The organism is Chryseobacterium balustinum, from assembly GCF_900168205.1.
Taxonomy (GTDB): Bacteria; Bacteroidota; Bacteroidia; order Flavobacteriales; family Weeksellaceae; genus Chryseobacterium; species Chryseobacterium balustinum.
Genome location: NZ_FUZE01000030.1, coordinates 25,394 through 37,252, shown reverse-complemented (window position 1 = coordinate 37,252; position 11,859 = coordinate 25,394). Strand labels below are relative to the sequence as shown.

The 11,859-nt window shown below is 32.9% G+C and carries 13 protein-coding genes; 7 read left to right on the top strand and 6 right to left on the bottom strand.

Translation table 11 applies throughout. The annotated features are described in order from the left end of the window. Positions 1-207: 207 nt before the first annotated feature. From B5X64_RS20615 to B5X64_RS20600, 4 genes are all read left to right on the top strand, one after another. On the top strand, positions 208-894 hold the full coding sequence (locus B5X64_RS20615) for an energy transducer TonB (RefSeq protein ID WP_079467012.1): 687 nt from the start codon (positions 208-210) through the stop codon (positions 892-894). A gap of 138 nt (positions 895-1,032) precedes the next feature. Further along, a complete protein-coding gene (locus tag B5X64_RS20610) occupies positions 1,033-1,503 on the top strand; it encodes a hypothetical protein (protein ID WP_079467011.1) in 471 nt (156 codons plus the stop codon). A 77-nt stretch (positions 1,504-1,580) separates the two neighbouring features. After that, positions 1,581-3,572: an excinuclease ABC subunit UvrB gene (gene uvrB / locus B5X64_RS20605; protein ID WP_079467010.1), complete on the top strand. Its 1,992-nt coding sequence runs from the start codon at positions 1,581-1,583 to the stop codon at positions 3,570-3,572. 26 nt (positions 3,573-3,598) lie between these two features. Next, positions 3,599-3,973, top strand: a complete 375-nt coding sequence (locus tag B5X64_RS20600; RefSeq protein ID WP_079467009.1) for a VOC family protein — start codon at positions 3,599-3,601, stop codon at positions 3,971-3,973. Positions 3,974-4,039: 66 nt separating this feature from the next. Here B5X64_RS20600 and B5X64_RS20595 read toward each other — a convergent pair whose 3' ends face one another. The 4 genes from B5X64_RS20595 to B5X64_RS20580 all read right to left on the bottom strand — a co-directional run bounded on the left by B5X64_RS20595 (position 4,040) and on the right by B5X64_RS20580 (position 6,943). Beyond that, positions 4,040-4,294 carry a DUF3820 family protein gene (locus tag B5X64_RS20595; RefSeq protein WP_079467017.1) on the bottom strand — a complete coding sequence of 85 codons (255 nt, stop codon included), beginning with the start codon at positions 4,292-4,294 and terminating at the stop codon, positions 4,040-4,042. A 15-nt stretch (positions 4,295-4,309) separates the two neighbouring features. Next, complete coding sequence (locus tag B5X64_RS20590; protein ID WP_079467008.1) at positions 4,310-5,404, bottom strand: AI-2E family transporter; 1,095 nt, start codon at positions 5,402-5,404, stop codon at positions 4,310-4,312. Continuing rightward, positions 5,401-6,138, bottom strand: coding sequence for a beta-carotene 15,15'-monooxygenase (locus tag B5X64_RS20585; protein WP_079467007.1), 738 nt, complete (start codon positions 6,136-6,138; stop codon positions 5,401-5,403). The genes B5X64_RS20590 and B5X64_RS20585 overlap by 4 nt, the downstream gene beginning before the upstream one ends. 70 nt (positions 6,139-6,208) lie before the next feature. Further along, positions 6,209-6,943: a hypothetical protein gene (locus tag B5X64_RS20580; RefSeq protein WP_079467006.1), complete on the bottom strand. Its 735-nt coding sequence runs from the start codon at positions 6,941-6,943 to the stop codon at positions 6,209-6,211. Positions 6,944-6,989: 46 nt separating this feature from the next. Between B5X64_RS20580 and B5X64_RS20575 the strand changes: the two genes are divergently transcribed. Together B5X64_RS20575 and B5X64_RS20570 are read left to right on the top strand one after the other, a co-directional pair. Beyond that, the gene (locus B5X64_RS20575) at positions 6,990-7,967 is read left to right on the top strand and encodes an aminodeoxychorismate synthase component I (RefSeq protein ID WP_079467016.1); all 978 of its coding nucleotides are present in this window, start codon (positions 6,990-6,992) and stop codon (positions 7,965-7,967) included. Further along, positions 7,951-8,577 (top strand): aminotransferase class IV, encoded by a 627-nt coding sequence (locus B5X64_RS20570; protein WP_079467005.1) that lies wholly within the window; start codon positions 7,951-7,953, stop codon positions 8,575-8,577. The genes B5X64_RS20575 and B5X64_RS20570 overlap by 17 nt, the downstream gene beginning before the upstream one ends. A gap of 131 nt (positions 8,578-8,708) precedes the next feature. Here the strand turns inward: B5X64_RS20570 and menD are convergent, their stop codons facing one another. Continuing rightward, the gene (gene menD / locus B5X64_RS20565; RefSeq protein ID WP_079467004.1) at positions 8,709-10,385 is read right to left on the bottom strand and encodes a 2-succinyl-5-enolpyruvyl-6-hydroxy-3-cyclohexene-1-carboxylic-acid synthase; all 1,677 of its coding nucleotides are present in this window, start codon (positions 10,383-10,385) and stop codon (positions 8,709-8,711) included. 87 nt (positions 10,386-10,472) lie between these two features. On the opposite strand from menD, the gene B5X64_RS20560 reads away from it, so the two are divergent. Beyond that, on the top strand, positions 10,473-11,423 hold the full coding sequence (locus B5X64_RS20560; RefSeq protein WP_079467003.1) for an isopenicillin N synthase family dioxygenase: 951 nt from the start codon (positions 10,473-10,475) through the stop codon (positions 11,421-11,423). Between the two features lie 83 nt (positions 11,424-11,506). On the opposite strand, the gene B5X64_RS23410 is transcribed toward B5X64_RS20560, so the two are convergent. Further along, positions 11,507-11,686, bottom strand: coding sequence for a bacteriocin-like protein (locus tag B5X64_RS23410; protein ID WP_123921031.1), 180 nt, complete (start codon positions 11,684-11,686; stop codon positions 11,507-11,509). Positions 11,687-11,859 lie beyond the last annotated feature (173 nt).

Here is an 11,859-nt window from a genome sequence, read left to right as displayed (position 1 = left end):
TGCTTATGAGTTCCAGATTTTAGTTCTTTTTTTTTGCAACTCTAAATTGCTAATTTTCTGGAAACTCTTTTTCTAAATAAGTTTAAACAAGTTCAGAATAAAAACATAAAAAGTTATCAGGAGCTGATTCTGCAGGAAATTTTAAAACAACAGAATCTTCATTTGATCCATCAGTTTAATTTTAATAACACCAAAAAAAGATTTATTATGATGAATAACAAAAATTCAAAATTTGCGAAGGTGAAAAACTACCTTGCAGTACCAGCATTTGCTGTTTTGGCAATCGTTTTTGCAGAAAAAACATATGCAAAAGAAACATCGGAAGATTCAGGTCTAAATATTTTTCAAGAGAAAAAGATTCCTCTAGCGACAAATTCAAATAGCGAAAAATTTGTAAAAAATGAAGGAATTGGGGTTGGTTTTAATGGAGTAGGATACAATGACATTAAAAAAGATACAGTTTCTCCTAGAAAAAACATCAATGCAAAGGTTTCGGAAGTAAAAACGAGGTCAGAGAAACCAGATCCGAAAACTATTCAAGATATTTCTACAGCAGTGGAAGGAGTTGCTGCAGACTTGGTGCCTGCAGAATATCCAGGAGGAGTCAATGAATTAAGAAAGAAAGTATCTAAAAATTTTAATTCTGCCATTTTTGGTGAGAGCAATGACCTAGTAAGATCAACGATAACGTTTGTTGTTGATAAAAACGGAAGTATAAGAGATTTAAAAGCAGAAGGAGAGAACGAGAAATTTAATAATGAAGTTTTGAGAGTTACAAAAGAAGCCAATGAAAACATCACTTGGAAACCTGCTACAAAAGATGGAGAACCAGTAGCATATCGATATAACCTTCCTATGGCAATGCAATTTACTGCTTACAAAAAAACACAATAAATATAATAGCGCTTTAAGCGATATCAATTTCAACCGTAAAGTTTAATGCTTTGCGGTTTTTTATTGCTAAACTTTCAAAGATGTTTGTTGGAAAAGAGTTTTCATTATCTTTGATTAATTTTTATAAAATATCAGTAGATGAAAAGGATTTATATAATATTATTCATAATTTTAGGTATTCACTTTTCATCTGCGCAGGAAGAAACTAAAGTTGATGAAAATTTTCCATTTTCATTATTAATTAGATATTTTAATTATTTGAATCATGGAAAGGAAGAATTAAAGATTTATCCTGTACTAAATCAACCTGAATCCTATTGTATTTGGGGCTGTATATTTCTTATGGAGTCTGAGGATGAAACTATTAAAAAAATTGCTATTGCAAGATTAAAAGGAATTGCCACGCAACTATTTCGTGAAGGAAAACCAGTTTTGTTAACATCCGGAATGAATAGTGCAAATTTTAACATCACAAAAAATGCACATTTAGAAGATGACAATAATATTATTTATGTAAGTATTGCTGATTGTATTGTCACACAAGCACAAGATAAGGCTCAGGGTATTTTTAATCATCAAACAAGAAAACTAATTGAGGAGAATAAATAACTTATCTCTAGTGTTGATATCTGATTTTATGACCTCACTCTTCATCTTCGCATTTTTTTATTTGCTAAATTTGTTCTATGCAATTCAACCTTCAATCAGAATATCAACCCACAGGAGATCAACCCAAAGCAATTGAAAAATTGACCGCCGGAATAGAAATCGGCGAAAAATATCAAACTTTGCTTGGTGTAACGGGTTCCGGGAAAACATTTACCGTTGCCAATCTTGTGAATAACGTTCAGAAACCAACTTTGGTCTTGGCGCACAACAAAACTTTGGCGGCTCAGCTTTTTATGGAATTTAAAGAGTTTTTCCCTGAAAATGCTGTCGAGTATTTCGTGAGTTACTATGATTACTATCAACCTGAAGCTTATATTGCAAGCTCAGGAACTTATATAGAAAAAGATTTAAGTATCAATGAAGAGGTCGAAAAATTACGTCTTTCGGCAATTGCAAGTTTGCTTTCCGGAAGAAGAGATATTTTGATTGTTGCCTCAGTATCATGTATTTATGGTGTTGGAAACCCTGCTGAATTTCATAAATCATTAATTTCTCTTGAGATTGGCGAAAAAACAACCCGAACTGCATTGCTTCATTCTTTAGTTAATGCCTTGTATTCAAGAACGTTGGCTGACTTTCAACGCGGGACGTTTCGTGTAAAAGGAGATGTCATTGATGTGTTTCCTGCATATGCAGATAACGGAATAAGAATTCAGTTTTTTGGTGATGAAATTGAAAAAATTCAAAGTTTTGATCCTGTTTCTGGAAATGTAACTTCCAATTTTGATCAAATTCAGATTTATCCTGCTAATCTTTTCGTAACCACAAAAGAAACATTGAATGGTGCGATAAAAAACATACAGGATGATATGGTGAAACAGGTAGACTTTTTCTCAGAAATCGGAAAGCCTTTAGAATCGAAAAGACTGCAGGAAAGAACAGAGTTAGATCTTGAAATGATAAAAGAGCTTGGTTATTGCTCAGGAATCGAAAATTATTCACGTTATCTCGATGGAAGACTTCCGGGATCTCGACCTTTCTGCCTTTTAGATTATTTTCCAAAGGATTTCTTAATGGTGATTGATGAAAGTCACGTTACCGTTCCGCAGGTTCATGCGATGTATGGTGGCGACAGAAGCCGTAAAGAAGCTTTGGTGGAATATGGTTTCCGACTTCCTGCAGCGATGGATAATAGACCTTTAAAGTTTGAAGAATTTGAAGCGATTCAAAATCAGGTAATTTATGTTTCGGCAACTCCGGCAGATTATGAACTGGAAAAAACCGGTGGTGAATATATTGAGCAAATTATCCGACCTACAGGACTTTTAGATCCAATTATTGAAGTAAGACCTTCCTTAAATCAGATTGATGATTTAATGGAAGAAATAAATAAGCGTGCTGAAATTGATGAAAGAGTTTTGGTGACTACTTTAACCAAAAAAATGGCGGAAGAGCTTACTAAATATTTTACAAAATTCGGAATCAGAACCAGATATATTCACTCTGATGTTGAAACTTTAGAGCGTATTCAGATTATGCAGGATTTGCGTCTCGGTGTTTTTGATGTTTTAATCGGAGTCAATTTATTGAGAGAAGGTCTTGATTTACCTGAAGTTTCTTTGGTTGCAATTTTAGATGCCGATAAAGAAGGAATGTTGAGAAGCCGAAGGTCTATGATACAGACAGTGGGCCGTGCTGCGAGAAATATCAATGGGAGAGCCATAATGTATGCCGATAAAATCACCAAATCGATGCAGGCTGCTCTTGATGAAACTGAATATCGTAGAGCGAAGCAGATTGCCTATAATGAAGAACATGGAAAAGTTCCGACCGCATTAAATAAAAAAATATCAGAAAATCTTGTCGGCAGAAGTAAAGATTTCCCTGACGAAAAATATACTCAAAAGGAAATTACCCAAAAAGTTGCCGAGGTAAAAGCAACTTATGCTACTGAAGATATCGAAAAAATGATTGGTCAAAAGCAAAAAGAAATGGAAGCTGCTGCAAAAAATCTTGACTTTATAAAAGCGGCAAAACTGAGAGATGAAATTGTAGCTTTGAAAGGATAATTATTTAAATAAACTAAAACGATATAATGAAAAGAGTAACAGGAATTGGAGGAATTTTCTTCAAATGTAAAGATCCAATCAAAATGAAAGAATGGTACAAAACCCATCTTGGAATTGATACCAATGAATATGGAGCAACATTTGACTGGAAAGAAATGTCTGATTCTGATGCAAAGGGCTCTTTGACTTGGAGTCCAACCAAAGAAACAACAGAGTATTTTGAACCTTCAAAAAGAGAGTTTATGATTAATTATACGGTTGAAAATTTAGACGCTTTAGTTAATGAATTAAAAAAAGAAGAAGTAACGATTCTTGACGAAATTTCCGTGTATGATTTTGGGAAATTCATTCATATCCTCGATTTGGAAGGTAATAAAGTTGAATTGTGGGAGCCTAAATAATTTAATCTTTACATAAATAAGAGTTTCGGCGGCACCAAAGGTGCCGCCGAAACTTTGTAAACTTTTTTAAAACTTATAAATCTTAGTTTTAGGTTTTTCATAACTTACTTTTCCACCACGAAGAGGCGTAAGCAGGTCTATCAAACCATTTAGCTTTATTTCGTAAATCGTAGAAAGCTGCATTCCCAGTTTTCCGGGGGGCATTCCTTGGCGCTGAAACCATTCCAGATAGCTTATCGGAAGATCAGCTAAAATAGTGTCTTTATATTTTCCGAAAGGCATTTTTACCACGCATATTTCCTGTAAAATTTCAGGATTTATTCCTTGTTCCATTTTTTAAACTATTAAATCAATTTCGTTTTCGGTATTTCGATCTCTGTCTGAAAGTTGTATTTCAGGAGTTTCATCATCAGAGAACTCGTTTCTGTAGACCTGAATCAAAAGTAAGGTAAATGACACTAATATTGGCCCGAAGATCAATCCCATAAACCCAAAAAGATTCATTCCCATAATAATTCCGAAAACGGTATTTAAAGGGTGAATATCTTCCAGTTTTTTAAGCAAAGTAAAACGAAGGACATTATCGGTTAAACCTACCACTACCAAACAGTAGACTCCAAGACCAATTCCGGGACCTGTTTGCCCTTCTGCGATCATAAAAATACATATTGGAACATATACAATTCCGGCTCCCACGATCGGGATCATCGAAGCAACGGCAGTTAAGGCAAAAAGTAAAATGGGACTTGGCGCTCCAAAAATAAAATAACCAATAACGGCAACAATGCCCTGACCAAGCGCTACAACAGGAATTCCTATCGCATTTGCCATAATTAGTTTACGCATCTTCTCTCCGATCAAAGAAACATTAGATCTTTTCAGAGGAGCAGCAGAAGCTAAAATTCTCTCGAAAAATCTTGGTTTCTCAAACATAAAGTAAAGAATAAAGTACATCGACATAATGATGGTCAATACATTAAATGTTCCGCTTAACGCTGAGGTAGAGTACCTTCCGGCAACATCTTTCAACTTGGTCATATTTTCTTTGCTCAGAAGATCAAAACTTGTTTTTTTATAAACGAAACTGTGAATTTTGTCTACGAAGATGTTAAATTTATTCATATAAGCTTGTGCATTTCCAAGCTTTTCAATTAAGAGGTCGGCAATAAAATATACCGGAAGAATAATAATAATTAAACTAGCGAACATGAGAACCAAAGCAGCAGCCCAAGGTTTCCATTTTCGTTCTTCCTGCAAATAGAAATTATATTTCCTGCAGACCACATAAATGGTAATTGCTCCCAAAACAGAAGGGATAAATAGCGCAAGATTAAAACAGACCAATCCTGTTAGAACCAAAATGATCGCAAGCAAAGAAACCTGCTTTATTGCTGTGCTGCTAATTTGTTTGTCTTTGTTTTGTGGTGTCATTTAGTATATGTTATTTGTCGTGGCTTTCCTAAATATGCGCAATAAATAGAATACATTGCGATATAGATAAATGGTAAAGTAAAAATTATACCAACACAACATAAAATGATTCCGGCAACACTAATTATCATTCCTAAAAAAGCGGTTCCTAAAAATATACTGTAATTTTCTTTGGCAATATTATAGGTTTTTGAAATAGCGTCCATAGCATTAGCATTTTCAAACAGTAGAATAGGGTAGCCTAAAAGAAACAACGGATAAACAAAGAATACAGGAATAACACACATAGCAAGAGAAACCCATAAAATAATATTGGTGATCAGGCTATACAATAAAATATTACCTAGATTTTGACGATATCCAATAAAGAGATCTGAAAATTCGATCGGTACTTTTGTATTAAATTTATTAGCAATGTAAATTAAACCCACATAAAGAGGTGACACAAGAATACTCAATAAACCTGAAAATGAATAATAAAGAGACATTCCCGGTCTGTCTATCAAAATACTTCTATAGTTGTCTTCATCAAAATTCCTGAAACTGCTGTAATTCGAATAAAAATTTAATCCTGTAATAGATTGTATAATAGAATCTGCTATAAAGTAAATGATCATCGCTACCAAAGCATAAAGAAATACCCCTTTATACATTTCGAAAGCATGAGAAATTATAGATCCAGTATTTCTTTCAGGTACAGAGCCTTGCTGATCAAATTCGTTAAATTCTGACATGGTGTTTATTTTTAATGTTTCTCAAATTTAACTTTTTTTAAGAACAAAAAGATACCATTTTTATCAAAAATTAAGCTTCTTCTGTGAAAATTGTTTTATATAATGAATAAATCATCGCATTCCAAAATGGAAAAGTAAATAATGCACCAACCAAAAAGACAGCAAACCCAACATATTTAAATAAAACTGCAACGATTGTACAAACCAAAATTTCAATGAAATACATTTTAATCGCTTTCCAGCTTAAAGAAATTCCTTCAAAAATAGTTTTATTCTGGAAAAACATCAATGGTGCGATAAATAATGTAATCATAATCCATAAAAGAGGGAAAACAACGGTGACTTTAAGCATGTCACACACTAAAAACCAAAAAACAAAATAAGAAGTATATCTAAAAAAATTCAATCCGTTGTATCCAACAAATAAATCTGACATTTCAACCTGTTCTTTTAAATCAATCTTTCTGTAAATTTGAAAAAAACCTAAATTTAATGGATATAAAAATGCTGAAACAATAAGTATTCCTAATGTAGTATAAGTATAGTTTGTGCCTGATTTTATAGTTGCTAACTCTTGATTCAGAGCATCAATTCCTTTGGGTCCTACTTGAAAATATTCTAAGAAAGCGCTTGAGAACTGATTGTAAATTCCAAACCTATTTTCAATATAAAGATAAGCGGCAAAGAAAACAGAAAAGTAGATTATTGAAAATAGTAATTGGTACACCAATGTTTTATTCCAATAAAAAAATGCCTGTTTTAAGATAAAATCGATTCCTGGTTTTTGTGGATATTGCTTCTGCATGAAAATATTTTGTGCAAAAGTAAACATCAATAACTACTTTTGCGGAATGTTTTCGGCGAATCATCAAAAATTTATTGAAATGGACGAACTTTCACATCAGAAAGTTCCTTTTTTCTTTATCATAGACTTTCTGGTTGATAAGGTCGAAATTTTCACAGAGAATGAAATTAAAAAAGAAGGTTTGTTGATTGATTTTCAGTATTTTTCGAATGTGAAAAAGCAAGACGTTTTACAAAAAAAAATAAAATGGAAATCATTTCCAGAGTCATTAGAAAGCTTTAAAAAAGGTTTCAATCACGTTCAAAATAATATTCGTTTAGGAAATTCTTATTTAACAAATTATACCCGGAAAACAAAAATTGAAACCAATCTCAATTTAGAAGAAATTTTTCATCATTCTCAGGCAAAATATAAAGTTTTATATAAAGATTTTTTCGTATTTTTTTCTCCTGAAACTTTCGTAAAGATTGTTAATGATAAAATCATAACGTATCCTATGAAAGGTACTATTGATGCGTCTTTAGAAAATGCTGCAGAGGTTTTGAAGAACGATAAAAAAGAAAAAGCCGAACATTATACAGTGGTCGATTTACTTAGGAATGATTTGAGTATAGTTGCAGACGATGTGAAAGTTGATAAATTTCAGCATATTGATTTTCTGAAAACAAAACAGAAAGATCTGTATGCGATGAGTTCTGAAATTTCAGGAAACTTAAAACCTGAGTTTAAAGGAAAAGTGGGAAGCATTGTGCAAAAACTTTTGCCTGCAGGATCTATTTTAGGAGCACCAAAACCTAAAACTTTAGAAATTATTCTAGAAGCAGAAGGTTTCGACAGAGGTTTTTATACGGGAGTTTGTGGTTGGTTTGATGGTGAAAATCTAGACAGTTGTGTAATGATTCGTTTTATTGAAAAAGAAGGCGATCAGCTATATTTCAAAAGCGGTGGCGGAATTACGCACATGAGTAAGTTAGAAGACGAGTACGAAGAAATGAAAAATAAAATCTATGTCCCAATTTATTGAAAGTATTAAAGTAGAAGATCAGGAATTATTCCTGTTGGAGTTTCACCAAAAACGTGTGAATGAGACTTTCGCCCATTTTGGGAAAGAAGGTTCTATTGATTTGGCTAAGGTTTTCAAAGATCTTGAGCACGATGAAGACGGTTTATACAAACTGCGACTTGTTTATGATCTTGACAAAAAATTCAGAACGATGATGATGCCTTATGCAATTCCTGAAATTCAGGATTTTCAGTTGGTTGAAAACAATAGTTATGATTATTCATTTAAATTTGAAGACCGTAAAGAACTGGAGAAAATGAAAACGAAATCTAAGGCTGAGGAAATTATTATTGTTAAGAATAACCACATCACAGATACTTCATTTTCAAATATATTATTCCAAAAAGGGAAAGATTGGTTTACGCCATCCACTTATCTTTTAAACGGAGTGCAAAGACAATATCTTTTAAAGAAAAAGAAAATAAAAGAAACTGAAATTACGTTGCAGAATATCAAAGAATTCACACATTTTCAATTGATTAATGCAATGAATGATTTTGATGATATGTTTATTTATCCGATCCATAAAATCACCAATCTTCCAGGTAATAATGATTATTTAGATATTTAATTATTTAAAATATTTTTCTCTCGCAGATTAAAATAAAAAGCAGATCTATTAGCCAATAGATCTGCTTTTTTATCATTAAAGTTTTAGAATTTTTCTCAATCTTCCTAATAACTTATCGCTTAAATACTATTTTAAATTTCCTTTAAAAATTTAAAATAACTCTTCTGTGTATCAGCATTGGTTTTACCCTGTGTGTTGACTTCCATTATTTTAGGTTGGGGATCTGGTTTAAAGAAATTTTCGAAAACGCGGTCTAGAGTTCCGTCATCTTCAACTTTCACATAAGAGAAACCAAAATGTTTAGCCAGGAATTCTGCATGTTTATGATGCTTCGTGGAAATGAATTCATCAACCGTATTTGAGTTGGCATTTCCAGGTCCGGGAATTATCTTAAAAATATTTCCTTCTCCGTTATTAAAAATAATGATTCTTGTAAACGGTGGGATGTATTGATTCCACAAACCATTGATGTCATAGAAGAAACTTAAGTCCCCTGTAATCAATAAGGTCGGGTTTTTGTTCTTGATGGCAAAACCCATTGCCGTGGAAGTACAACCGTCAATTCCACTTGTTCCGCGGTTGCAGTACATTTTTCTCTTACCAAAATCAAATAATTGTGCATAACGAATCGCCGATGAATTACTGAAGTGTATATTGTAATTCTCAGGAATGCTCTGTGAAGCTTTATTAAAGAAATAGAAATCTGAAAACTCCACTAAATTTAAGAAATCGTCATGCTTTTTATCTTTTTTATCTCTTAAAACATCCCAAAGATTATAGTAAGGTCTAGGTTCTAAGTTGATGAAATTTAATAATTTAGAAAAGAAAACCTCTGGCTTAATTTCTATTTTCTGGGTCAGAGAAAAGTAGGTGTCCGGTTGCCAAACTTCATCCAAATGCCAATGTTGTTTCGGATGAGCATTTCTTAAAAACTGCTTTACTTTTTTAGAAACTACATTTTGCCCAACGGTAATCAATAAATCGGGTGCGTAAGTTTTAAAATCTTCTTCTGTGAATGCAAAAATATATCGGTCGATATGTCTGAAAAACTTTTCATGATATAAATTTGAATTTGCTTCGCTTAAAACAACAACTGAATGGTTTTTAACCAATTGGGTAAGTTGGTTTTCAAGTTCAGGACTGTAGCCTTTTGTCCCGACAAGGATCATAATTCTCTGTGAGGTATTCCAGTCTGCGACTAAATTTGAAGGAATTTCGTACTCTTTCTTTTTAATGGTTTTCTCAACCTCCGGAAAAGTTGGAAGCTCTGAAACCAAATCGTATAAAGGTTCTTCCAATGGAATATTGATATGAACCGGACCTTGTTTTTCAAAACAAAGCTCGACTGCCTTTTTTATAAGATCTGAATTGATGCTTTCCGCATCATCTTTGCTGTCTTCAACTAATTGAAAATCTCCGTAAGAATGCTGATGAAACAGATTGTTTTGTCTGATCGTTTGGCCGTCAAAAAGATCAACATAATCTGTTGGTCGGTCTGCCGTTAAAATCAACAATGGAATATTCTGATAAAAAGCTTCGGTAATCGCAGGATAATAATTTGCTGCTGCAGAACCGCTTGTACAGGTAATTGCAACAGGCTTTTTCTCACTCATTGCCATTCCAAGAGCTACGAAAGCCGCACTTCTTTCGTCAATTATACTGAAACAGTTAAAATCATCCATCTCTGAAAAATGAATTGCCAAAGGAGCATTTCTGGATCCCGGAGATATTACAACGTCTAAAATTTTGTACTGATGAAGAATATTGGCAAGTACCTGAATACTTCTTTTAGAAGAATATTTTTTCATAGAGCAAATTTAGTTTATAAATAATGAATTGTAAAATGATTTAATTCAAAAAATCAGTAATTTAGCGGCACGTAAAATTTCTATAAAATGGATAAAATACCTAGTGTAGACCTGCGTGATTTCCTTTCGGACAACCCGGAACGCAAACAGAAATTTGTAAATGAAATCGGAAAAGCTTACGAAGAAATTGGTTTTGTAGCCTTAAAAGGACATTTCCTTGATGACAAACTCGTAGACAATCTTTATGGAGAAGTGAAAAACTTCTTCGAACTTCCAACAGAAACCAAGCAAAAGTATGAGATCCCAGGAATTGGGGGACAAAGAGGTTATGTGGGGTTTGGTAAAGAAACGGCTAAAGGTTTTAAAAAAGGTGATTTGAAAGAATTTTGGCATTTCGGACAATATGTTTCGGATGACTCAAAATACAAAAGCAAATATCCTGACAATGTAATCGTAGACGAGCTTCCACAATTTAATGAGGTAGGTAAAGAAACTTACCAGATGCTTGAAAAAACAGGAAAATATGTTTTGAGAGCTTTAGCATTGTATCTTGGTCTTGATGAGTTTTATTTTGATGATAAAATTGCAGAAGGAAATTCTATTTTGAGACCGATTCACTATCCTCCGATTACTCAGGAACCGGATGATGCGGTAAGAGCTGCAGCTCACGGAGATATTAACCTAATTACTCTTTTGATGGGTTCTCAGGGAAAAGGTCTTCAGGTACAAAATCACAAAGGTGAATGGATTGATGCGATTGCACAACCAGACGAATTGATGATTAATGTTGGAGATATGCTTTCGAGACATACCAACAACAAGCTGAAATCTACCATTCACAGAGTGGTAAATCCACCAAGAGAATTGTGGGGAACTTCAAGATATTCTATTCCTTTCTTTATGCATCCGGTAAGCGAAATGTCGCTGAATGCTTTAGAAAACTGTGTTGACGAAAACAATCCAAAGTTATATGAAGATACAACAGCTGGAGAATTTTTGCATGAAAGATTAATTGAATTGGGATTAATCAAAAAATAAAATTAAAGAAGTCAATAATTAAATACCTAAAGTTATAAATAACAGTATGAATTTAATTATTGACTTTATTTAATATACTAAGTTTACCTGCATGGCCCCAGTGTACAAATCATTGAGCAGTTATTGAATCTATAACATCCTGTTCCTTGATTATTGAGTTCCTCACACGGATCAGTTGGAGAGTCTCTCAAGTCGTAACATTTCGTTCCTCCTCCTTGAATGTTTTTCAACTCTTTTCTGTCGATTTTTTTTAAATTTTTCATATTGTTTTAATTTGATTTTCCTACTCTAATTAGCTTTTCGGATTCCGCTCTATTTTCGTAAAAATATAAAATTTTTAATTAATAATTAAACTTTATTTCACTTACGTTATAATTAAATATGTATTCAAAAAAATGTTAAATAATTTTAGATTATTAGTTTTTTTTGAATACTC

Bases quoted from the DNA above. Each gene is read 5' to 3' on its own strand.
- B5X64_RS20615 (WP_079467012.1), top strand. From the start codon at position 208: ATGATGAATAACAAAAATTCAAAATTTGCGAAGGTGAAAAACTACCTT.
- B5X64_RS20610 (WP_079467011.1), top strand. From the start codon at position 1,033: ATGAAAAGGATTTATATAATATTATTCATAATTTTAGGTATTCACTTT.
- uvrB (WP_079467010.1), top strand. From the start codon at position 1,581: ATGCAATTCAACCTTCAATCAGAATATCAACCCACAGGAGATCAACCC.
- B5X64_RS20600 (WP_079467009.1), top strand. From the start codon at position 3,599: ATGAAAAGAGTAACAGGAATTGGAGGAATTTTCTTCAAATGTAAAGAT.
- B5X64_RS20590 (WP_079467008.1), bottom strand. From the start codon at position 5,404: ATGACACCACAAAACAAAGACAAACAAATTAGCAGCACAGCAATAAAG.
- B5X64_RS20585 (WP_079467007.1), bottom strand. From the start codon at position 6,138: ATGTCAGAATTTAACGAATTTGATCAGCAAGGCTCTGTACCTGAAAGA.
- B5X64_RS20580 (WP_079467006.1), bottom strand. From the start codon at position 6,943: ATGCAGAAGCAATATCCACAAAAACCAGGAATCGATTTTATCTTAAAA.
- B5X64_RS20575 (WP_079467016.1), top strand. From the start codon at position 6,990: ATGTTTTCGGCGAATCATCAAAAATTTATTGAAATGGACGAACTTTCA.
- B5X64_RS20570 (WP_079467005.1), top strand. From the start codon at position 7,951: ATGTCCCAATTTATTGAAAGTATTAAAGTAGAAGATCAGGAATTATTC.
- menD (WP_079467004.1), bottom strand. From the start codon at position 10,385: ATGAAAAAATATTCTTCTAAAAGAAGTATTCAGGTACTTGCCAATATT.
- B5X64_RS20560 (WP_079467003.1), top strand. From the start codon at position 10,473: ATGGATAAAATACCTAGTGTAGACCTGCGTGATTTCCTTTCGGACAAC.
- B5X64_RS23410 (WP_123921031.1), bottom strand. From the start codon at position 11,686: ATGAAAAATTTAAAAAAAATCGACAGAAAAGAGTTGAAAAACATTCAA.